Below are 20,926 nucleotides of genomic sequence, written 5' to 3' on the forward strand. Positions count from 1 at the left end.
ATCAGATATTAAACCCCTTCTTTTCACTAGCGAAAAGAGGGGGTTTAATGCTGTAACGTATAGAGGGGGACAGACCCCATAAATGGACAAATCATGAGTTTGTATACGTGGGAAGTACATAATAAGACACTATTTCCTAGGGAATAGTGTCTTACTATGGAGAAAAAGCAATTATTATGTTTGTTCACCAAAGATTGCTCCACCTTTTTGCGAAAAGACCGTAATTGTTTTAAGATAGCTATATACATACAAAATCGGAGAGAAGAGCTGCGCTGGTTAAACGAGAAAGAATGCGAGATGGAATAACAAGACCTTATATCGCTAGCCGATATATGCAATTCACTACTCTTTCATTTAATAGATCGTTATTTTAGGAGGGACCATGTTACAAAAATTCGGATTTTCACAATATGAGAGTCAGGTTTTTGAAGTCCTTGCATCAAGTGAGGAACCAATGGATGCTACGAACATTGTAAAATATTCGGGTGTCCCGAAATCAAAAATTTACGAGGTTCTCTCCCGCATGATTGAAAAAGGTATGGTTCTTGATTCAGTTTCGGAAAAGAAAAAGCTGTATACTGCACTGCCATTATCGATTGTGATCGAAAAGCTTACGTCCGAATTTCAAGAAAACGTCCAACAGTTAAAAACGAACACAAACAAAAGGAAGTTCTATGATGAACACGTCTGGAGCCTAAAAGTAGATTCATCGATTCGTGCACAAACAAAGCAACTTCTGGAAGGCGCGAAGGAATCGATTCGTATTTCAGCATGGAAAAACGATATCAATGAAATTTTGCCTCTTCTACAAGAAAAAGAAGATCAGGGAGTAGACGTAGAAGTTTTGGTTGTAGGGGAGCTAGGATCAAAACTTTCGAATGTACACACACTTATTCCAGCACAAGAGCATCATTCCTTAGAGCGATTTCGGTTAGTCGTCGTTGATGAGGAAGAAGTCATTTTTGCAGGTGTGGAAAACGAAAGCTGGCAAGCTTTAAAAACAAAATCCCGGCCGTTTATCAAAGTGTTCATCGAGTTCTTTTATCATGATGTGGCTCTTGCCAAAATTAATGAAAAACATTCAGAACTATTGATGAATGATGAAGAGATCAGAAGTGTTCTAATGAAATTAAGGTATTAAAGAGGGGAAGAGGCTGTTCTAAAATGCCGTTAAGGCGAATCTAGGATAGCTTCTTTCTTTGTTGTTACGGTACGTCTTCTTTTAGCTGTTACACGAATCCACAAAACCCAACCCAACGAATCCACACAAATCACTCGTGACATTACATAAAGCTCTTTTAGCACGAAAATAGCTCAATTCAAACCATAAAAAAGAAGCTAAAACCCAAGTTTTAGCCTCCTGCTTCAAATAATGATTATTTTTCCTCTGAACTTACTACTTCCAGCGCCATTTCAATCATGTCATTGAATGTTGTTTGGCGTTCTTCTGAAGTTGTTTCCTCACCTGTAAAGATGTGATCACTTACTGTAAGGATGGATAGTGCGTTCACACCGTATTTTGCTGCGATGGTGTACAATGCTGTTGTTTCCATTTCTACCGCAAGTACGCCGTTTTCCGCTAATTTTTTCACGATATCCATGCTTTCGCGATAGAACAGGTCAGCAGTCAAGACGTTACCAGCTTTTATTTTTAACCCTTTTTCCGTTCCTGCTTCATACGCTTTTTTCAATAGATCGAAGTTGGCGCAAGGAGCAAAGTCGATGCCAGGGAAGGCTAAGTGGTTCATTCTAGAATCTGTAGAAGCTGTCATCGCCAGGATTACGTCGCGAACTTTTACGTCTTGCTGAATCGCGCCGCATGTCCCAACACGGATCAAGTTTTTTACACCATATTCACGGATCAGTTCGTTCACATAGATACCGATTGAAGGGATACCCATGCCTGTCCCTTGAACGGATACGCGTTTTCCTTTGTACGTACCAGTGAATCCAAGCATTCCGCGAACTTCGTTATAGCATGTTACGTCTTCTAAAAACGTTTCAGCGATATACTTTGCACGAAGCGGGTCACCTGGTAATAGGATACTTTCTGCAATTTCACCTTGTTTTGCACCAATATGAATACTCATTTGTTCACCATTACTGCCTTGTAATCTGGCTTGTAATGGCTTCACCTCCTTAGAATTTTTCTCTACATTCATCATGACATAGTTTTCGCAACCTAGCTAATGGTATATGCACGATGCGATGAATCCTCTTTTTTGCCCATTGAAAGTACAGCTGTGCCTAGAGCAAGTATGATTAGCATACCACCTACAGTTGCATTCATTTCTACAGATGCATTTTCAATCACGATTCCTCCGATCATGGAGCCGAAAGCAATGCCGAAGTGGAGCGCAGAATTGTTCAAGCTTTGCTGTATATCGGAAGTTTCAGGAGCAGACTCGATGAGATAGCTCTGCATAGCAGGTGTGATCGCCCAGCTAAGCATGCTCCAAATGATCATAACCACTAAAAATAGCGGAAAAGCAAAAGTTGTATATGGAATCATAAAGATTGAAAAGCCAAAAACGATAATGATCGAAATAATGGTAGGCTTCGTGCCGAATCGATCAGCCAGCATTCCACCGAATCCACCGCCAAATACGGCCGCAGCGCCGAATATTAAGTATACGATACTGACCCATGTCCCGTTAAGTCCAAGCGTCATTTTTAAAAATGGCGTTAAGTAGCCATATAAAGTAAGATGACCAGCAAGGAAAAGAAAAGAAGTCAGTTGAGCAAATAATACTTTTCGTTTTTTTAGCGTGCGAAGTTGCTGGAAGATGGGGATTGAAGGCTTTGGATCAAGCTGTCCCATAAATAAATAAACGCCGAGTATCGAGAAAACGGTTAATACCGTGATTAAAATGAATGGAGCGCGCCAGCCGAAAGCATTTCCAAGCATCAATCCGATCGGAATTCCGAGCACGAGTGAAGCACTGATTCCCATAAATACCACGCCGATTGCACGGGCACGATATTTTTCATCTACAATATTTGACGCGATTGTCACACACAAAACAACGAGCAACGATCCGCTTGCTGCTGATAAGATCCGAGCGATCAATAACATCGAATAAGTTGGACTCACGATAACCAACGCGTTTCCTATTAAAAATACGAATAAAGCAAGAAGGGTTAAGCGTTTTCGTTCAATTCGTGATGTAACGGTCAGCAAAATGGGAGCCGCAATGGCGAACACGAGTGAGAATACTGTAATGAGAAATCCTGCTTTTCCAAGACTAACGTCAAGATCCTCTGCAATAAGATCCAGAATCCCACCTATGATTAATTCAACCATTCCGACAACAAACGAAACGATTGTCAATAAATACACACGTTTGTTCACATCTATCTACCTTCTTTCGTTGTAAAAAAGTAACCACTGTAATGGTAACTTATGAAGAAGCGTATATCAATGATTAATTCCAACCAATTTTTGCGGACAATTACATGAAAAACCGTCATGTATCGGATAAGCCCCCCATATAGTAGTAGTAATCATCATACTAGTGGGCTCAACAACATTGATTACAGCTCGAGCTTGTGATTAGAGGAGGGGTTGGATGCTTCACATTGTGGCTTGTATTAAGCAGGTGCCAGACACGAAAATCATCAAGATGAACCCGAAGACGAATACGATGGACCGTGCGAGTGCGCCTGCTATTTTGAATCCTTATGACGCACATGCTGTAGAAGAAGCGGTGCGTTTGAAAAATCGATACGGAGGGATGGTCTCGGTTTTAACGATGGGGCCGCCGCCAGCTGTAAAAGCGATTAAAAAATGCATCGAGATCGGAGCAGACGAGGGATACATGATTTCAGACCGGGCTTTTGCCGGAGCGGACACGCTTGCTACGAGTTATGCGCTCACAAAAGCGATTGAAAAGATTTCGAAAATAAAGCCGGTTGACCTGATCATATGTGGAAAGATGACAATTGACGGTGATACCGGACAAGTTGGTCCCGGAATCGCACGCCGGTTAGATATGCCGCCCTTAACATCCGTCAACAAAGTAAAAGAGATTAATAAAGAAGAAGGATACGCTATCGTCCACCGGAAGCTCGAAGACGGTTATGAAGTGATCCAATCGACGATGCCATGCTTGATGTCGGTGGAAAAAGAGATCAACGAAGTGCCGTATTCATCGATGGCAAATATGCTGAAGGCGGCAAGGTATCAGCCGATTATTTGGGCAGTTGCTGATTTGGAAGACGTAGATCGTCCGCAGTTGGGGCTGAAAGGATCGCCAACGATTGTTTCCAAAGTGTGGGCACCAACGAAACCGAGTGGAGGAACGATGCTGGAAGGCGATTCGGCTAAACAAGCAGAGCAGCTGCTGAATATTTTGCTTGAGAAAAAAGAACTTTTTACTGCTAAGGGAGGGGACAAAAGTTGAATTTCGAGGACTACAAGGGGATATGGGTTTTTATCGAGGTGAAGGATGGTGCGGTCGTGCCGGTTTCCCTTGAATTGCTAGGAGCAGGAAAAGAGCTTGCTGACAAACGGGGCACAGAACTAGCTGGCGTTTTGATCGGAAAAAACGTGATACATCTAGCAGACTCACTTTTCGAATATGGAGCGGATACTGTTTACGTATATGACGACGAGGTCTTCAAAAACTACCGGACCGAATCGTATATGAAGGCACTTTTGGAATGCTGTCAAAAATACAAGCCGGAAGTGATTCTATATGGCGCGACTTCGACTGGAAAAGATCTGGCGAGTGCAGTTGCGACGGACCTTCCGACGGGTCTTACGGCTGATTCGACCATTTTGGATATTGAAGTGGATACGGGACTCTTGCTCGCGAGCCGTCCAGCGTTCGGCGGGAACATTATGGCGACGATTTTATGTAAAAAATACAGGCCGCAGATGGCGACGGTCCGACCGAAAGTGATGAAAGCTATCACTCCGGAACCGGGACGGACAGGTAGATTAATTGAAGAAAAAGCTGATCTAAAGGAAGAAGACATCCGCACAAAAGTACTCGAAATCGTCCAGCATACAACGAAAAAGGTGAAGATCGATGAAGCGGATATTATCGTGGCTGGCGGAAAAGGGTTAGGAAGTCCGGCTGGTTTTCAGCTCGTTCATCAATTGGCAGATACACTTGGAGGGGCAGTTGGCGCGAGCCGGGATGTCGTGGAAGCAGGATGGATCGAACACCATCATCAAGTCGGACAGACAGGTGTGACAGTTACGCCAAAAATATATTTTGCGATCGGAATTTCAGGTGCCATTCAGCACATTGTAGGGATGCAGAACTCCGGGCTTATTATCGCGATCAACAACGACCCAGAAGCACCGATCTTTCAATCCAGTCATTATGGAATCGTAGGGGATGCGTTTGAAATTGTGCCATTATTGATTGAACAATTTAAACAAGTGTTTAACAGTGAGGTGGTCGACCATGTCTGAAAAATTTGATTGTATCGTCGTCGGGGCAGGTCCTGCCGGTATTTCCTGTGCGTATGAACTCGCAAAAGCAGGCGTAAAAGTGTTGCTATTGGAACGCGGAGAATATCCTGGATCAAAAAACGTGATGGGCGGGGTGCTTTACCGTAAAATGATGGAGGATGTCATTCCGGACTTTTGGAAGGAAGCACCTCTCGAGCGGCCGATCGTCGAACAGCGCTTCATGATGATGGATAAGGAATCAGCCGTCACCTTTGGCTACAAAGGGATGGAATGGGGACAAGAACCGTATAACAATTTTACCGTGCTGCGGGCGAAGTTTGATCAATGGTTTGCGAATAAGGCCGTTGAACAAGGCGCGTTACTGGTAAACGAAACCGTTGTGCTCGAATGTATCATGGAAAACGGAAAAGTGGTCGGTGTCAGAACGGACCGTCCTGATGGCGATCTTTATGCGGATGTTGTTGTTCTGGCTGACGGGGTAAACTCTTTACTCGCAAAATCGCTTGGCTTCCATAAAGAGTTTCGTCCTGATGAAGTGGCACTCGCAACAATGGAAATTATTAAACTCGATAAAAAGACCATTGAAGACCGCTTTAATCTAGAAGAAAATCAGGGCACGACAATTGAGCTTTTTGGTGATGCGACGAAAGGGATTCTCGGCACCGGATTCCTTTACACGAACAAAGATACGCTAAGCATCGGGGTAGGGTCACTTCTATCCGGATTGATTAAGCATAAAATAAAACCGTATGAGCTGTTGGAGTATGTGAAGAACCATCCGATGATCCGTCCTTATCTTGCAGGCGGCGAACCGGTAGAATATTTGGCGCACATGATTCCGGAAGGCGGCTATAAATCGATGCCAAAGGTTGCCGGCAACGGAGTTCTGGTAGTCGGAGATGCGGCTCAGCTTGTGAACGCGATTCACCGGGAAGGCTCAAACTTGGCGATGACTTCTGGCCAATTAGCTGCTGAAACGGTATTGCTTGCAAAAGAGCGGGATGATTATTCCGAACGTACACTCAATCATTACAGATCACGATTGATGAGCAGTTTTGTCGGTCAGGACATGAAAAAATATAAAGATTCCACTCATCATTTTGATAAGTTTCCTCAGTACTTCGAGCAATATATTCCGATGATGAACAAAGCGATGAGCCAGATGTTTACGGTAGATGGCACGTCCAAATGGGAAAAGCAGAAAAAGATTTGGCGCGATGTTGGCTCAGCAGGGGAGAAATTTAAATTGGCTCGTGATGCATACCGGGCTTGGAAGGTGATGAAGTAAATGAGCGAAAAGAAGTGTCAAACCATCGAAGAGAAGCAGTACCTCGTTCGTTTTAACGCAGACACGAAATCACATCTCACCGTGATGGATGCCGACGTTTGTTTGAATCACTGTCCAGATAAAATCTGTACGATTTTCTGCCCGGCAGAAGTGTATAAATGGGAAGAAATCCGGATGCATGTCGGGTACGAGGGCTGCCACGAATGCGGAAGTTGCCGAATCGGCTGCCCACACCAGAACATCAAGTGGGAATACCCAAAAGGCGGTCACGGAATCGTCTTCAGGTTGGGGTAAGCGTGGAAAATATAAAAAGAGGGCTCGAAATGATCGGGCCTTCTTTTATATTCATTTCTTATTTAGAGTAACAATCGCTCCATAGATAAATTGAAAGCATCCCATTCCGATCATGAACGGATAGGAGATTTGTGCAGAAGTATACATGTTTATTAAATACGTCAATTGAAGTACAGCTAGGAAAGAAATAGGAAAGGCAAGCCAAAATAATTTTACTTTAGTTTTAATAAAACTGACGATGAGAAAAAAAGTGATAAAAAGAAAAGAAAATAAGAGCCATTCAGTGAGAGGAAATAGTGGAATGGTGATGAGACATAGTACAATAGCAACAATTAAAAGATGTTTTAGTTTAAGCCTCAACTTGATCCCTCCACATACACTTTTATAATTGTTACCCGTTTTATGGAGAAAAGCAAACAGTAGGAGGCTCGTAACGCTCGAGGCAGCTTATTTTTAGGAATATTATAAGCAGTTTTGAACAAAACTGGTCCTTTGAAAGAGGTTTTTAAGTCTCATCATACATAATTCCAAAATTTTGTTTGTTAATCTCACAGTTATTTTGACTTATTCCACACTTTTTAAATGGATTCCCAGAGAAATGGACTAAATAGCCACGAACGCTTTCTTTTGGCAAAATTCGCGGAACAAAAAAGCACGGTCCACTTTTAAGCAACCGTGCATTTTTTATATGCTTTTTATTAAACATACGTAACGCCCAATTCATACATTTTCTTTAGGGCTTCATACGTTGCGCTGTAGTATAAACTCGCTTGCTTATATTTTTGATTGTTCTCAAAATATTTTCCGATTATAGGATAATACTGAGCTAAAAATAGCCATTCGTTTCTTTGTTCGAAGTAAGGAATCAGCTCATTTATCATAAATTTGATTTTTACCTCGTGGAGATCGCGGTAAGTAAATACATGCTTGAAATACATAAAGTGAAGTTCAAATCCTTGGAAGACAGGATTTCCTTTAACCAGTTCCAAGGCTGTATTTACCAGTGCTAAACCTTCATTAGGGCGATCAATTTTTTCATATTCTTTCATTAATGTATACATGGTTGTTAATTGAAAAGACACCGGCTGTTTTTTCTTTGCTTTAAGACTCTGAAAATAGAATTCAATTGCTTTATCTGATTCACCTTTATGTGTGGCGATACTCCCTAAATTTTGATAGATTGCCCCTCTGAGCACATCATCGTTAAAAGTGTTCGCGATAGTTTCAGCAAGCAATAAATGTTTAGTCGATTCGTCAAAATTTTTTATTCGCAGATGGATAATGGCAAGTATAATCCTACAATCAGCACATCTTTTAAAAGAATAAGTTTTCTCAAAAATCTCTAAAGCCCGTTTTGTATACTCCAATGCGACGATATTTTTATATAACTGATTGGCTGATAAAGCGATCAGATAAAACAAATACCCTTTTTCCCATTCCAGAAAACGATTGTTATCTAGCCGCTGTTCAGCCTTCAAGAAATAATTGAAGGACTCTTCAAACTCCTTTAAATAATAGCTATGCAATCCTCTGGCAAGCAAATAATAGAATGCTTTTTCGCCTTTAATCATATGATCTATGTAAGCTGCTTCATTTAATAAAACTTGAACCGTCAAAGTTTCTTGAGAAGTCATCAGGATATAAATACTTTTAAAAATTTTAGTCAATATTTCTTCCTCTACGGATTCTGAGGGTGTTTCTAAAAATGTATGAAACTTCAGGTCGGCAGCTTGATAATCTCTCTGATAAAGCAAATAGAAAAGATCAACATACTTTGAAAGGACTTCGTTTTCATTGATAGAATCAAGTTTGATTTCCAATCGCTCGGCTAGATGCTGCTTGATTTTTTCTGATGGCTCGGTTACGCTGTTTTCAATTTTGCTTAGATAGGGAATGGAACAGATCCCGGCGGCCAACTCTTGCTGGGATAAGTTTTTGATTCTTCGGAAGTATCGAATCTTTTCTCCTAGATTCATATTCTTTTACCCCATTCCTTTTCTTTTATATAGTAAAAATTATACAAACAGCCCCATGTAGCTGTTTGTAAATATTCATCACACATACGTAACGCCCAATTCATGCATCTTTCTAATGGCTTTAATAGCTAAGGAGTAATACATACTTGCTTGTTTGTATTTCTGATTGTCTTCAAAATATTTTCCAAGTACAGGATAATACTCCGCCAAAAAAATCCACTCGTTCCTTTGCTCGAAGTAAGGGATAAGCTCATTCACCATAAAATGAATAGTGGATTCGTTATGCTCTCCATATGTAAATAACTGTTTATGATAGAGAAAGTGAAGTTTATATCCTCGGTAAATTGGGTCAGCAGAAACTGGATCCAGCCAGGTTTCAATGAGTTCCAAACCCATTTTAGGCTTATTTGTCTCCTGGTATTCTCTTATCAATGTATGAATCGTCACTATTTTTGCAGCTAAAGGCACTTTCTCTTTTGCCTGAAGGCTTTGGGAAAAGAGTTCAATGGCTTTTTCATGCTCTCCTTTATATGTGGCGATTCTACCTAAGTTATGATAAATAATCCCTTTTAATGGCATGTCATTAAATGTATTTGCAATGGCCTCAGCAAGTAATAATTGTTTTGTAGATTCATCGAAATTTTTAACCCTCAGATTACTAATAGCAAGTACAATCCTGCAATCGGCACATCTCTTGAAAAAGTAGTTTTTCTCAAATATAGCCAGAGCTTGTTGTTTGATATAATCTAAAGCCAGGATGTTTTTATACAGCTCATTTGCTGTGACACCAATTACGTATAACAAATAAGCCTGTTCCCATTCTTGAAACCGATTTTTCTTTAATTGTTTTTCGGCAGTTAAAAAGTGTTGAAGAGCTTCCTCTAAATGATTTAGAAATAAGCTCAGCAGTCCTTTGGCAATAAAGTAATAAAAGGCTTTCTCTCCGTTCATCACACTGTCTATATATGAAACTTCTTTTAATAAACCTTTTACGATCCGGATATCTCCTCTGACAAAAAGGAGGTAGAGACTCTTAAATATTTTATGTAAAATTTCTTCATCAAACGATTGTGAATGAGAAGCTGTTAAAGTCTTGAGCTTTTCGTCGGCAGATGGGAAATCTCTCTGATAAAGAGAATAGAAAAGATCAACGTAGTTTGAAAGGACTTCGGTCTCATTGATAGAATCCAATTTGATCTCCAAACGAGCGGCTAGATTCTGCTTGATTTCTTCTGACGGCTGGGTTACTCCGTTTTCAATCTTGCTTAGATAGGGAATGGAACAAATCCCGGCCGCCAGTTCTTGCTGGGATAAGTTTTTGATTCTTCGGAAGTACCTTATCTTTTCTCCTAGATTCATAATCTTTTACCCCATTTCTATTCTTATTCTTTCATATAGTTAAAATAATAAACACAGCCATCTGGACTGGCTGTGCTTAAATAAATATTCATCACACGTACGTAACACCTATTTCATGCAATTTCTTCAATGCTTCAATGGCAGAAGAATAATACATACTCGCTTGTTTGTACTTTTGTTTTTTTTCAAAGTATTTTCCGATAATGGGATAATAATCGGCCAAATGAATCCATTCATTTCTTTGTTCGAAATAAGGAAGCAGCTCGTTAACCATAAAATGTATCGTTATTTCATTATGCCCACCATAAGTAAACAAATGCTTGTAATAGAGTATATGAAGCTCATAACCACGGTGCAGAGGATCAGCTTGGATTTGTTCTAGCCAAGTGTCGATAATTTCCATTCCCTTTTCGGGGCGGTTGTCCTTTTGATATTCTTTCACCAGCGTATAGATCGTCATTACTTTCGCTGATAGTGTGTCTTTTTCTTTTGCCACCAGGCTTCGGGATAGAAGCTCGATCGCTTTTTTTGAATCTCCTTTATGGGTCGCGATACTGCCTAAGTTGTGATAGATAATTCCTCGTAAACTATCATCATGAAAAGAGTCTGCAATGGTTTCAGCAAGCAATAATTGTTTAGTGGATTCATCAAAGTTTTTGATCCGAAGATGAATAATAGCCAGTATAATTCTGCATTCGGCGCATCTATTAAAAAAGTAGCTTTTCTCAAATATGGCTAATGCTTGCTTGGTGTATTCTAAAGCGATTATATTTTTATAGAGGTGATTTGCTGTGACACCGATCACGTAAAGGAGATAGCCCTTTTCCCATTCCTGGAAACGGTATTCCTCCATTTTCTTTTCAGCTCGCAGAAAATAATGTAAAGCTTCCTCATATTCATTTAAAAAAAAGCTAAGCTGCCCTCTTGCGATGTTGTAATAAAATGCTTTCTCACTGTTCATCACACTGTCTATGTATGACACTTCTTTTAGTAAAACTTGAACCTCATTTATTTCATCCTTTGCCAACAAGAGATAGATACTCTTGAATATTTTGTGCAATATTTCTTCATCTACCGATTGTGAATGGGAAGTTGTTAACGTTTGAAACTTCTGATCAGCTGATTGGTAATCTTTTTGATAAAGCGAATAGAAAAGATCAATGTACTTTTGAATGATCTCATTTTCGTCCATGGAATCCAATCTGATTTCCAATCGTGCGGCTAAATGCTGCTGTATTTCCTCTGATGGCTCGGTTACTCCGTTTTCGATCTTGCTTAGATAGGGAATGGAACAGATCCCGGCGGCGAGTTCTTGCTGGGATAAGTTTTTGACTCTTCGGAAGTACCGAATCTTTTCTCCTAGATTCATAATCTTTTACCCCATTCCTAATTCATGTATTTTTCTCAAAGCCTCAATGGCTGAAGAGTAATACATACTCGCTTGTTTATACTTCTGATTGTTTTCAAAATATTTTCCGACTATCGGATAATACTCAGCCAAATGAACCCATTCGTTTCTTTGTTCGAAATAAGGAAGCAGCTCATTGACCATAAAATGAATGATTGATTCGTTATATTCTCCATATGTAAATAATTGTTTGTGATAAAGGAAGTGAAGTTCATATCCACGGTTAAGCGGGTCAATTTGAACTTGATCCAGCCAGGTTTCGATGAGGTCCAGCCCTTTTTCATGATAATTATTTTTTTGATATTCTTTCACCAGCGCATAGATCGTCATAATTTTTGCTGATAGGGGCACTTTTTCTTTTGCTTTCAAGCTTCGAGAAAAGAGTTCTATGGCTTTTTCATTTTCCCCTTTATGAGTGGCGATATAGCCTATGTTATGGTAGATTATTCCCTTTAGCGGCTCGTCGTCAAAGGAGTTTGCAATGGTTTCAGCAAGTAATAATTGTTTTGTAGATTCATCAAAATTTTTGATTCGAAGATGGGTAATAGCCAGTATAATTCTGCAATCGGCACATCTCAAAAAGAAGTAGTTTTTCTCAAATATCGCTAAAGCTTGTTTCGTGTATTCCAACGCAAGTATGTTTTTATACAGATGATTTGCTGTGAGAGCGATCATGTACATCAAAAAGCCTTTTTCCCATTCCTGAAAACGATTTTCCTCCAACTGTTTTTCGGCCTTTAAAAAATAGGACAAAGCATCCTCATGATCTTTTACAAAAAAACTTAGCTGCCCTTTAGCGATAAAGTAATAAAATGCTTTTTCCCCATTCATTACATTATCTATGTATGAAACTTCTTTTAGTAAAACTTGAACCTCTTTTATTTCATGTTTTACCAACACGAGATAGATACTCTTAAATATTTTGTGCAGGATTTCTTCATCTACGGATTGAGAATGTGAAGCAGTTAAAGCTTGAAACTTCTCATTAGCTGATTGGTAATCTCTCTGATAAATCGAATAAAAAAGATCAACGTAATTCTGTAGGATCTCGTTCTCGTTTAAGGAATCTAACCGGATTTCTAATCGCTCTGCTAAATGCTGCTGTATCTCTTCTGAAGGTTCAGTTACTCCGTTCTCAATTTTGCTTAGATAGGGAATGGAGCAGATCCCGGCGGCCAGTTCTTGCTGGGATAAGTTTTTGACTCTTCGGAAGTATCGAATCTTTTCTCCTAGATTCATTTCTTTTATCCCGCCTTTCTTCTTTTGATTTTAACATTTAATACTATCGAAAAAGTACCTTAATAGAATATTAGTGATTTAATGCGAAAATTGGCGTGTATGGATGTTGGGCAACAAGGCTCACATTTTGGTGATTAACCCCTTGTAAACCACTATGTTTCCCAATGTTTTTCTCTTTATATCCTAGGTATAATTAACTGTATAAACGAACAGCTAGGGTGAGGGCATGACTATCAAAAGAGGAAATTACGTTACATACCAAGATGAACTTCATATCGTACTGCACGTTTATACGTCTGACTATCTGGAAATAAGAAAAGTAGATGAAGATTATGTGCCGCGTGTTATTTTAGTGCACCAATCAGAAGTGACAGCTAATTTGTAATAAACTGTTTTTAGGTCGATCAGTTTTTTTAGAACTCACTGTTAGTGGGTTCTTTTTGTATGCCTTGATATTCAAAAAACGGGCAAGATTGCGGAATAAAGCGTAGTTATAGAGTTATATTAAGATTTACTCATTTTTTTCAATCAATTTATTTGACTTCATTGTATACTGGTTGTAAAGTTTTGTTAATTATCTACTTTAAAGTAATGCACTTACTAAATAGTAAGGGACTGATTTATAAATGATTCATCAACGCGAATGTCCAGTCGAGACAGTCATTCATGTATTAGGGGGCAAATGGAAGCCGATTATTTTATGGCATTTGATGGAATCAACGCAACGTTTCAACGATTTAGAAAAGCTCATCCCTGATGTTTCCCAAAAAATGCTTACGCAACATCTACGAGACTTGGAACAAGAAGGTGTGATTGAAAGAACGGTATACCCCATCGTCCCTCCAAAAGTAGAATATTCATTAAGTGAATATGGCAAAACATTGATCCCTGTAGCCGAAGTAATGTGTGCTTGGGGAAAAAGTCATAATGAGCGAAAACGTGAAGAACCAGCTTCTTAAAGCTGGTTTTTTTATTAGAGGCAAATGATAAGGCAAAACATTCCTCCCTCTGTACGGTTAAATTTTAAGAATTGGACCTGTTAGACGTTCTATGGTGACAGGGAATAACGGATTCTTTAGGGTATTTCCTTTCTGATGCAACCTCTTTTCTGACTTCCATTTAAGCCCTTCAAACCATACTTACTTTCAAGTTAGTACCCTACTTTAAAGTGGGTTCTTAACAGTATTGAATGACCGATGTTATTCTTAAGTCAATTGAAAGTAATAAAACAATTTGCTAAGGGAAGAAGGAAATAGACAATGAAAATTATTGTTTTCGGCGCAACGGGAAATACAGGAAAGAGAGTGCTTGCATCGGGTGTAAAAAAGGGACATGAAATGACCGCTTTCGTGCGAAATCCGGAAAAACTTTACGAACAGCAAGGTGAGCAAATAGCTAGGCAAGTAAAGGTTGTAAACCATAACATCATGGACCCTCAGAGCGTCTACGAGGCGCTTAGTTACCAAGATGCCGCGGTGATTGCGGCCGGTAATGTCAGCAATGGAGAAGAGTTTATTCAAATCGTCGATAATATTGTTTCCCAGTGCGAAGATCATCCCTTGTTCTCCGGACGTGTATGGTTAATGGGAGGTGCGGGATTACTCGTGATTCCACATACCAATATCATTGGTAACGATCTGCCCGGCTTCCCTCCTATGTTCCAATATCATAATCAGAATCTGAAACGGGTTCAACAGACCAAGTTAGATTGGTCCATTATGTGTCCCGGAACAATGGTTGATGCTACGGAGGAATCCCACCTCAATCATCTGTATATTAACGCAGACATTTTACCCTTGCCGTTTCCGGAAACCGTACGGGAGCTATCAGAAGACGAATTGGCCGGCCATATGTTCAGCCGTATTCAGGAGCTTGATGTGGCTTATGAAGACGTGGCGAATTGCATGTTGAATAATCTCGAGGTTTCTGGCCCTTTTAAAGGTAAACGGGTGGGGATTGCATACCGAAGAGAGATGTAGTCTCGCATGGAACAGGTGCTACCAACCACCCCTCGTTACATTCTAGTATTCAGTGCAACATCGACAGCAAGTTACTCATCGTTTTGTGTATCTATACATTAAGGGAAAAGGAACCGTTGATTTGCTAAGTGGGACCGGAGTATTTCATCAAAGTGGCGGGCTACGCTAGCACAATCTGGTGTCGAGAGGGTTTGGACAGGCGATAAGGAGAATAGTGAAAGAAGGCGGAAGACATACGTAAGAAACAGCAGATCTTACCGTAAATTTCGTAAATCTACCAAGACGGGAGGGCTTATCCATGTATAATTACTTGTTGTTCATCCATATTATCTCTGCCGTTACGGCGATTGTCGCCGTCACTGGCTATCCGGTGATCATGAGCTGCGTTCGGACGGTGGACCAGGCAAAATTCGGATTAAGACTGTTAGAAAAGTTGGCGATCTTGCCAAAAATCGGGGGTATCCTACTGCTACTTACCGGTCTCTCGTTCGGATACCTAGAAACATATCTGTTCGGAGAGTTATGGTATTGGCTCGCTGTGGCCATCTTCTTTATTATTTTAGTTATCCTGGCTGTATTACTCCCATCCGGCATGAAGCAACAACTGGCATTTCTTCAGCATACTCAAGGCGAAAACTTGCCGGAAGTATACCTTCGAAGCCGCAGACGTTCCTTACGACTAGAGATAACTGCGAATTTCTGTGTTGTGACCTCTATTCTGTTGATGGTGTTCAAGCCTTTTTAATGTCTGGCTAGGGAAATCTGGGGAGAATTTAAAATGAAAGGGAAGGTTCAAGTGTTTCCATAATAAGACCAAATAAAATAAGGTTAATCAGAAAATCTGGCTAACCTTATATTACGAACGGGTGTATTTCTTGAAGAAGGAGAAATGCACTTTTTTATTGATCTTATTCAACAAAAGTAGCAGGATAGTTGAACAATCAATTAGGAGTATGTAGTAACTTGGTTAAAAAGGGGGGGATAAATTGTTAAAGAATTTGCAGATGATTTTATCAATAACAGTCATTTCACTTGGAGGGTATGGATTGGTTACTGAGGACTTTAAATTTCAACCATATATGATATTGTTTTTAAGTTTTACGATGTTGGTAATGGGATTAAGGGAATTTCAAAAGGGACAAAAAGGTTACGTCTGGCTAAGTATAGTTGTATCTATATTTCTCTTATTTGTATCAATCAAAGGTTTCTTATTGAAGTAAAGGGTGCATTTCTTCTAGAAGGAGAAGTGTACTTTTTTTTGAATATGAGGCGTAGTAAAATCTCTTATATTAGGAGGAATAATAACCTTACTGATATATGAAAAGTTAGCAGTACACTAATAAAGTAATAGGGTTTACTTCAGTAAAATAAGGTATATTATATTTGTTGAATAGATTCTCTTTAAAGATAAGAAAAGTAGGTGAATAAAAGTGGGGAAATATCAATTGGATTACAAAGGTCAGGTAGCTGTGACAAAGTTTCATGAAAAAAACACGCCTGCCAAATTTGATAAAAAGAAGCAACTTGAAAAAATACGTGCGGAGTATTTGAAAAAGAAGCTAAAACAAACAGATAAATAATATGAATGAAAACATAGGAAGATTAAATTCTCACTATGTTTTTTTATTTGAAGTTTTTTCATTATCTTCTGCAATAGGGTGCATTTCTCTAAGAAGGAGATCTGCACTTTTTTATTGAATAAACGAGCAGATAGTTGAACAAGGAAATCAACCAATTTTTATAGAAATAGTAATATTAACAATGTTTGGTATTGCTCTTATATTATAATTTAGTATTTTAACAGTTAATTTTTTTCTAAATGGGGAGGGGCACTTTTGCAAATTTTTTTTAGGTATAACTGGATGGTAAGAGAAGACTGGTATCGTTGGTGTGAAGAGTTAAGTGATGAAGAACTTCTGCAGGAACGAACGGGTGGAATGGGAAGTATATTGCATACACTTTTCCATATTGTTGATGTCGAATGGAGCTGGATACGTGTCTTACAAGGTAAAACTGAATTTAAGGAGAGTTTCAATAGTTATAAAAGCTTGAACAAGGTTCGGAAATTGGACGCTGAATTTCATTTTGAGGTAGAAAACTTTGTAAACAATTGGGATGCTAGCATGGAAAATCTATTATTTTACGATACTTTACCGGATGGAAGAATTGTGACAGATACTTGGGGTGAAATCATGCGACATACCATTGCTCACGAAATTCACCATATAGGACAATTATCAATCTGGGCAAGGGAATTAGGAAAAAAGCCAGTTTCTGCAAACCTTATAGGTCGGGGTCTTTCCTCTCATTTAAATAAATAATTTAAAGAGATATTAATTTACTCGGTTTCTGTTTAATGTGTGTGATACTTTAATAACCAATCACCTTTTCCAGGTTCTGCTGCATGTTCAAGATTTGTACTTAAAGTAGTAACAGGTGCTTTTCTTTAGACTGTTTTCGTAAACTTTGTTGCTTTTGAAAGAGGTTAATTTCCGTTGCAGTGGCTCGCTTTCCGCGGGGCGGGCGGTGAGCCACATTCGTACGTTTCACTTTTAAGTGTCTCACCTGTCCCACTCGTCCCGCAGGAGTCTCACCCTTCCACTCCAATTAACTATTCAATGAAGAACTTTTAAAAATCTCTCTGTAGCAACAATCTTTTAGAAAAGAGCCTTTCTTTAATAAGCATCTTCAGCATTAGGGTGCGTTACTTAAAGAAGGAGAAGTGCATTTTTATATTGAAGTAAAGGGGTAATTAAATAATTTTAAGATGTATAAAGGAGAAAATATATGAATTTACCAGTAGATATCGTCACTATGAAAGAATGTGACCTTAAAAAAATATTAACTGAAATAAAAAATGGAAATAAGCACTGGGCTGAGGTCAATAAGGTACTAATAGTGAAATCAATGATTAATCATATTGGATCAACAGATAGTGAGCTCCGAGATCAGTTAATTTACACCTGTTTTTATCGATTAATAATTGAAAGTAACCAACTTGAACAAGAAGTTTTGAAAGAACTGTTAGAGACTAGTTTAAAGGATCTGTTGTTTAAAGGAATTGGTGAAAATGGAACTGACACTGTTTTTACTAGGGCTTTTACTTCACTTTTAGTAGCACTTATTTTATACAGAGATAATAAGGATAATTTTTTATCACAGAGCAAGGTGTATCAAATAAAAGAAAGATTAATTCAGTACATAAACGACGAGGAAGATTTAAGGGGATATGTTCCTAACAGAGGATGGGCACATAGTATTGCGCATGTAGCTGATACATTCGATGAACTTGTAAAAAGTCCGAAGATAAGTCAATCGGATTATCCAGAAATTTTAGCAGCACTATGGAATAAGATGTTTGTTTCTAATAGTGTCTATGTACATCAAGAAGAGGAGAGGGTAGTAACTCCTGTAATTGTAATGTTAAATAGCGGATTAGAAGCAAAGGAAATTGAAAATTTGTTAGATAATCTACCTCATAAATTAAAAACTCAAAAGGAACAACTTGAACCTGAAAAGTATTGGTTCTTAGTATTTAACATGAAAACATTTTTAAAAAGTTTTTATATGAAATTAAATAAGGACTCTAAGTTAGAATCCCTTCAGAATAGTATCGATCAATGTCTTTTAAAAATTTAAGGTAACTTATTGGAAGCTGAGTTAAACAAGTATTATTAATTCAACAAAAGGTCAACCAGAAATTCTGGCTAACCTTATATTACGATCGGGTGCATTTCTTCAAGAAGGAGATCTGCACTTTTTTATTGAACTTATTGAGCAAACGTGCAGTTTTAAGGATTAAAATAACATTCTAAGTAAGTGAAAGGTGATTCTATGAGAGTAATAACCTTATGTGGCTCAACGAAGTTTAAGAAACAGTTTAGAGAAGCAGAGGCATCTTTAACTCTACAAGGACACATTGTAATGAGTCTTGGTTTTTTTGAACAAAGTGAAGGAATAAAAATTACAGAAGAGCAAGAACTCATATTTAAAGAATTGCATTTTAAAAAAATTGATATGGCTGATGAAATATTTGTTATCGATGTTGATGGTTATATAGGAAGTAGTACCAGTAAGGAAATTCAATATGCTAAAAAAACAAACAAACCTGTTCGTTATTATTCAAAAGGAATTGATATAAATAGACAAATTGTTACTCCATAATCGGGTGCATTTCTGTTATAAGAAATGCACCTTTCTTTATGAAAAGGGCGATTTTTGTTGAAGAACAAAAGTATTTAATCGTATATAAATCGAAGTTTTTACTAGCTGAAATATGAATATCAGGAAAAGTTTATTTTGGGGCCGAACCAGCGAATGTCGGTTAACCCGCAAAGTGGTTTACTATAATGGAAAAATTATTGCGGAAATCGCAGGGAAAACTAGGAAAGACGAGTTCAGCCTAAGTCATTCTGGAGCCAAATGTCAATTCCCGAGCTAGTATTTTTTATTATGATAAAATCTCTTTGCTTTTGCACGATTCCCGCAGTCTGCCATCGAACACCAACGTCTACTACGATTGCGGCTTGTATCCAAAAACAGCCAACCACATGGATCCCCTTCACACTTTTTTACCCTACTTAGTTCTTTTTCAGAAATAAGAATGTCAATAGTAGATTGAACAATCGGTGGAAGCATTCCGTCTAATGTTTCTTCACAATTCAAAAATTCCAATGAAAATTTATGTTCACCAGGCACTATTCGCATCATCCCGTAAGCATTGCCTAAGGCTTTATTCAAAATATAAAGATCATTATAGGCTGGTGTTCCATTGTTTAATACTAAACTAAAAATTTGGTAAATCGATTCCCGTAGTTCAATAGCTTGTTGGAGAACCTTTTTTGCTTTAGAAGGTTGATTTTCTGCTTTTTTTAGTAATGAAAGCGATTGTTGTTTCTTAAGAATATTGGCATGCAAACTCCAGTTTACCAGCTTCTCGTAACTCGTCAGCAATTCCTGTGATTCCTCACTACTATCGTGCCAACTTACTGTATTGGCAAAATCCAAACACAAACGTCCGCCGAGCAAGTCATGCTTGTGTACATCTTTATTTATATCAGACATGTGACTCCTCCTTATCTCACCGTAATTACTTTGACAGTCCAGGCAATATAACTTTCAATCTTTTCTTATAACCATTATAAAAGGTATTGACAGTTAGAATCAACCACTTCATAATATAACCATCAAAATAATTATAGAAGGTTATATACATCTGGGAACAAGGTACTGATTGCACTAAGAAAACGTTTTGCAAAGGTATCTTTGAAATCGGTTCGCAAAGGATGTCGACCACTACGGGCAAATCAATTATTATGAATTTTTTAAGGGAGCGGTTGAAAATGAAATTTGATATCCATCCGTTGACGCCAGAGCGATGGCATGATGTGGAGCGATTGTTTGGTAAAAATGGAGCTTGTGAAGGGTGTTGGTGTATGTACTGGCGAGTAAGAAATAAGGATTTTAAAAAAAGAAGTAACGCAATAAATCAAGCTGATTTTAAGGACATTGTTGAAGAAGGACGGAAACCGGGGTTATTAGCATATGTAGAGGATCAGCCAGTCGGTTGGTGTTCGATTGCACCCCGTGAGGAATTCAGTGAACGAATCAATCATTCTCATGTCTTTAAATCGGTAGATAATAAACCGGTTTGGTCCATTCTTTGCTTTTTCGTACACAAAGATTTCCGAAATCGAGGGATTGCAAGGCAATTGTTGAGGCATGCCATTGAATTCGCAAAGACACAGGGTGCCAAAACATTGGAAGCCTTCCCAAAGGACAATGCTGACAGAACTTCTGATGCAGCAGTTTACATGGGAACAATCGATTTATATCAAGAATTTAATTTTGTTGAAGTTCATCGCCATCACCCAAAACGACCCATCATGAGATATGAAATCACCTAAATTCTTGAGGAGGTTTTTTCATAAATCATCATCAAATTGAAAATTTAATTCA

23 protein-coding genes are annotated in these 20,926 nt (G+C 38.6%); 15 read left to right on the forward strand and 8 right to left on the reverse strand.

Features of this window, described 5'->3' with window-relative positions:
• Positions 1 to 382 precede the first annotated feature (382 nt).
• Positions 383 to 1,141, forward strand: a complete 759-nt coding sequence (locus RGB74_RS02510; RefSeq protein ID WP_310761419.1) for a TrmB family transcriptional regulator — start codon at positions 383 to 385, stop codon at positions 1,139 to 1,141.
• Positions 1,142 to 1,376: 235 nt separating this feature from the next.
• Here the strand turns inward: RGB74_RS02510 and deoD are convergent, their stop codons facing one another.
• Both deoD and RGB74_RS02520 read right to left on the reverse strand, forming a co-directional pair.
• Positions 1,377 to 2,090 (reverse strand): purine-nucleoside phosphorylase, encoded by a 714-nt coding sequence (gene deoD / locus RGB74_RS02515; protein WP_310762776.1) that lies wholly within the window; start codon positions 2,088 to 2,090, stop codon positions 1,377 to 1,379.
• Between the two features lie 92 nt (positions 2,091 to 2,182).
• Positions 2,183 to 3,352 (reverse strand): MFS transporter, encoded by a 1,170-nt coding sequence (locus RGB74_RS02520; protein ID WP_310761420.1) that lies wholly within the window; start codon positions 3,350 to 3,352, stop codon positions 2,183 to 2,185.
• 217 nt (positions 3,353 to 3,569) lie between these two features.
• On the opposite strand from RGB74_RS02520, the gene RGB74_RS02525 reads away from it, so the two are divergent.
• The 4 genes from RGB74_RS02525 to RGB74_RS02540 are packed head-to-tail and all read left to right on the forward strand — an operon-like array spanning position 3,570 to position 7,007.
• Positions 3,570 to 4,403 (forward strand): electron transfer flavoprotein subunit beta/FixA family protein, encoded by an 834-nt coding sequence (locus RGB74_RS02525; RefSeq protein ID WP_310761421.1) that lies wholly within the window; start codon positions 3,570 to 3,572, stop codon positions 4,401 to 4,403.
• On the forward strand, positions 4,400 to 5,425 hold the full coding sequence (locus RGB74_RS02530; protein ID WP_310761422.1) for an electron transfer flavoprotein subunit alpha/FixB family protein: 1,026 nt from the start codon (positions 4,400 to 4,402) through the stop codon (positions 5,423 to 5,425). Before RGB74_RS02525 ends, RGB74_RS02530 begins: the two co-directional genes overlap by 4 nt.
• Positions 5,418 to 6,713, forward strand: a complete 1,296-nt coding sequence (locus tag RGB74_RS02535; RefSeq protein WP_310761423.1) for an FAD-dependent oxidoreductase — start codon at positions 5,418 to 5,420, stop codon at positions 6,711 to 6,713. The genes RGB74_RS02530 and RGB74_RS02535 overlap by 8 nt, the downstream gene beginning before the upstream one ends.
• On the forward strand, positions 6,714 to 7,007 hold the full coding sequence (locus RGB74_RS02540; protein ID WP_066293375.1) for a ferredoxin family protein: 294 nt from the start codon (positions 6,714 to 6,716) through the stop codon (positions 7,005 to 7,007).
• 51 nt (positions 7,008 to 7,058) lie between these two features.
• On the opposite strand, the gene RGB74_RS02545 is transcribed toward RGB74_RS02540, so the two are convergent.
• From RGB74_RS02545 to RGB74_RS02565, 5 genes are all read right to left on the reverse strand, one after another.
• On the reverse strand, positions 7,059 to 7,367 hold the full coding sequence (locus RGB74_RS02545) for a hypothetical protein (RefSeq protein WP_310761424.1): 309 nt from the start codon (positions 7,365 to 7,367) through the stop codon (positions 7,059 to 7,061).
• Between the two features lie 338 nt (positions 7,368 to 7,705).
• Positions 7,706 to 8,983 carry a helix-turn-helix domain-containing protein gene (locus tag RGB74_RS02550; protein WP_310761425.1) on the reverse strand — a complete coding sequence of 426 codons (1,278 nt, stop codon included), beginning with the start codon at positions 8,981 to 8,983 and terminating at the stop codon, positions 7,706 to 7,708.
• 78 nt (positions 8,984 to 9,061) lie between these two features.
• Complete coding sequence (locus RGB74_RS02555; RefSeq protein ID WP_310761426.1) at positions 9,062 to 10,342, reverse strand: helix-turn-helix domain-containing protein; 1,281 nt, start codon at positions 10,340 to 10,342, stop codon at positions 9,062 to 9,064.
• A 91-nt stretch (positions 10,343 to 10,433) separates the two neighbouring features.
• Positions 10,434 to 11,711, reverse strand: a complete 1,278-nt coding sequence (locus RGB74_RS02560; protein ID WP_310761427.1) for a helix-turn-helix domain-containing protein — start codon at positions 11,709 to 11,711, stop codon at positions 10,434 to 10,436.
• A 6-nt stretch (positions 11,712 to 11,717) separates the two neighbouring features.
• Positions 11,718 to 12,989, reverse strand: a complete 1,272-nt coding sequence (locus tag RGB74_RS02565) for a helix-turn-helix domain-containing protein (protein WP_310761428.1) — start codon at positions 12,987 to 12,989, stop codon at positions 11,718 to 11,720.
• 226 nt (positions 12,990 to 13,215) lie between these two features.
• Here RGB74_RS02565 and RGB74_RS02570 point away from each other — a divergent pair, with 226 nt between their 5' ends.
• From RGB74_RS02570 to RGB74_RS02610, 9 genes are all read left to right on the forward strand, one after another.
• Positions 13,216 to 13,374: a hypothetical protein gene (locus tag RGB74_RS02570; RefSeq protein ID WP_310761429.1), complete on the forward strand. Its 159-nt coding sequence runs from the start codon at positions 13,216 to 13,218 to the stop codon at positions 13,372 to 13,374.
• Positions 13,375 to 13,615: 241 nt separating this feature from the next.
• Positions 13,616 to 13,948: a winged helix-turn-helix transcriptional regulator gene (locus RGB74_RS02575; protein ID WP_310761430.1), complete on the forward strand. Its 333-nt coding sequence runs from the start codon at positions 13,616 to 13,618 to the stop codon at positions 13,946 to 13,948.
• 300 nt (positions 13,949 to 14,248) lie between these two features.
• Complete coding sequence (locus RGB74_RS02580) at positions 14,249 to 14,968, forward strand: NAD(P)-dependent oxidoreductase (RefSeq protein ID WP_310761431.1); 720 nt, start codon at positions 14,249 to 14,251, stop codon at positions 14,966 to 14,968.
• Between the two features lie 298 nt (positions 14,969 to 15,266).
• Positions 15,267 to 15,713: a DUF2269 family protein gene (locus RGB74_RS02585; protein ID WP_310761432.1), complete on the forward strand. Its 447-nt coding sequence runs from the start codon at positions 15,267 to 15,269 to the stop codon at positions 15,711 to 15,713.
• Positions 15,714 to 16,047: 334 nt separating this feature from the next.
• Entirely contained in the window at positions 16,048 to 16,188 is a 141-nt protein-coding gene (locus RGB74_RS02590; protein WP_310762777.1) for a DUF3953 domain-containing protein, read from the forward strand.
• A gap of 210 nt (positions 16,189 to 16,398) precedes the next feature.
• Positions 16,399 to 16,548 (forward strand): hypothetical protein, encoded by a 150-nt coding sequence (locus RGB74_RS02595; RefSeq protein ID WP_310761433.1) that lies wholly within the window; start codon positions 16,399 to 16,401, stop codon positions 16,546 to 16,548.
• A 255-nt stretch (positions 16,549 to 16,803) separates the two neighbouring features.
• On the forward strand, positions 16,804 to 17,289 hold the full coding sequence (locus tag RGB74_RS02600) for a DinB family protein (RefSeq protein WP_310761434.1): 486 nt from the start codon (positions 16,804 to 16,806) through the stop codon (positions 17,287 to 17,289).
• A 466-nt stretch (positions 17,290 to 17,755) separates the two neighbouring features.
• Positions 17,756 to 18,607 carry a DUF2785 domain-containing protein gene (locus RGB74_RS02605; protein WP_310761435.1) on the forward strand — a complete coding sequence of 284 codons (852 nt, stop codon included), beginning with the start codon at positions 17,756 to 17,758 and terminating at the stop codon, positions 18,605 to 18,607.
• A 195-nt stretch (positions 18,608 to 18,802) separates the two neighbouring features.
• Entirely contained in the window at positions 18,803 to 19,132 is a 330-nt protein-coding gene (locus tag RGB74_RS02610; protein ID WP_310761436.1) for a DUF4406 domain-containing protein, read from the forward strand.
• Positions 19,133 to 19,405: 273 nt separating this feature from the next.
• Here the strand turns inward: RGB74_RS02610 and RGB74_RS02615 are convergent, their stop codons facing one another.
• Positions 19,406 to 20,032, reverse strand: coding sequence for a CGNR zinc finger domain-containing protein (locus tag RGB74_RS02615; protein ID WP_310761437.1), 627 nt, complete (start codon positions 20,030 to 20,032; stop codon positions 19,406 to 19,408).
• Between the two features lie 278 nt (positions 20,033 to 20,310).
• On the opposite strand from RGB74_RS02615, the gene RGB74_RS02620 reads away from it, so the two are divergent.
• The gene (locus RGB74_RS02620) at positions 20,311 to 20,874 is read left to right on the forward strand and encodes a GNAT family N-acetyltransferase (RefSeq protein WP_310761438.1); all 564 of its coding nucleotides are present in this window, start codon (positions 20,311 to 20,313) and stop codon (positions 20,872 to 20,874) included.
• Positions 20,875 to 20,926: the final 52 nt, after the last annotated feature.

This window comes from Bacillus sp. NEB1478, assembly GCF_031582965.1.
Taxonomy (GTDB): Bacteria; Bacillota; Bacilli; order Bacillales; family Fictibacillaceae; genus Fictibacillus.

Excerpts from the sequence above, each read along its gene's own strand:
- RGB74_RS02510 (WP_310761419.1), top strand. The coding sequence starts at position 383 with ATGTTACAAAAATTCGGATTTTCACAATATGAGAGTCAGGTTTTTGAA.
- deoD (WP_310762776.1), bottom strand. The coding sequence starts at position 2,090 with ATGAGTATTCATATTGGTGCAAAACAAGGTGAAATTGCAGAAAGTATC.
- RGB74_RS02525 (WP_310761421.1), top strand. The coding sequence starts at position 3,570 with ATGCTTCACATTGTGGCTTGTATTAAGCAGGTGCCAGACACGAAAATC.
- RGB74_RS02535 (WP_310761423.1), top strand. The coding sequence starts at position 5,418 with ATGTCTGAAAAATTTGATTGTATCGTCGTCGGGGCAGGTCCTGCCGGT.
- RGB74_RS02540 (WP_066293375.1), top strand. The coding sequence starts at position 6,714 with ATGAGCGAAAAGAAGTGTCAAACCATCGAAGAGAAGCAGTACCTCGTT.
- RGB74_RS02550 (WP_310761425.1), bottom strand. The coding sequence starts at position 8,983 with ATGAATCTAGGAGAAAAGATTCGATACTTCCGAAGAATCAAAAACTTA.
- RGB74_RS02555 (WP_310761426.1), bottom strand. The coding sequence starts at position 10,342 with ATGAATCTAGGAGAAAAGATAAGGTACTTCCGAAGAATCAAAAACTTA.
- RGB74_RS02560 (WP_310761427.1), bottom strand. The coding sequence starts at position 11,711 with ATGAATCTAGGAGAAAAGATTCGGTACTTCCGAAGAGTCAAAAACTTA.
- RGB74_RS02565 (WP_310761428.1), bottom strand. The coding sequence starts at position 12,989 with ATGAATCTAGGAGAAAAGATTCGATACTTCCGAAGAGTCAAAAACTTA.
- RGB74_RS02570 (WP_310761429.1), top strand. The coding sequence starts at position 13,216 with ATGACTATCAAAAGAGGAAATTACGTTACATACCAAGATGAACTTCAT.
- RGB74_RS02575 (WP_310761430.1), top strand. The coding sequence starts at position 13,616 with ATGATTCATCAACGCGAATGTCCAGTCGAGACAGTCATTCATGTATTA.
- RGB74_RS02580 (WP_310761431.1), top strand. The coding sequence starts at position 14,249 with ATGAAAATTATTGTTTTCGGCGCAACGGGAAATACAGGAAAGAGAGTG.
- RGB74_RS02585 (WP_310761432.1), top strand. The coding sequence starts at position 15,267 with ATGTATAATTACTTGTTGTTCATCCATATTATCTCTGCCGTTACGGCG.
- RGB74_RS02590 (WP_310762777.1), top strand. The coding sequence starts at position 16,048 with ATGATATTGTTTTTAAGTTTTACGATGTTGGTAATGGGATTAAGGGAA.
- RGB74_RS02605 (WP_310761435.1), top strand. The coding sequence starts at position 17,756 with ATGAATTTACCAGTAGATATCGTCACTATGAAAGAATGTGACCTTAAA.
- RGB74_RS02610 (WP_310761436.1), top strand. The coding sequence starts at position 18,803 with ATGAGAGTAATAACCTTATGTGGCTCAACGAAGTTTAAGAAACAGTTT.
- RGB74_RS02615 (WP_310761437.1), bottom strand. The coding sequence starts at position 20,032 with ATGTCTGATATAAATAAAGATGTACACAAGCATGACTTGCTCGGCGGA.
- RGB74_RS02620 (WP_310761438.1), top strand. The coding sequence starts at position 20,311 with ATGAAATTTGATATCCATCCGTTGACGCCAGAGCGATGGCATGATGTG.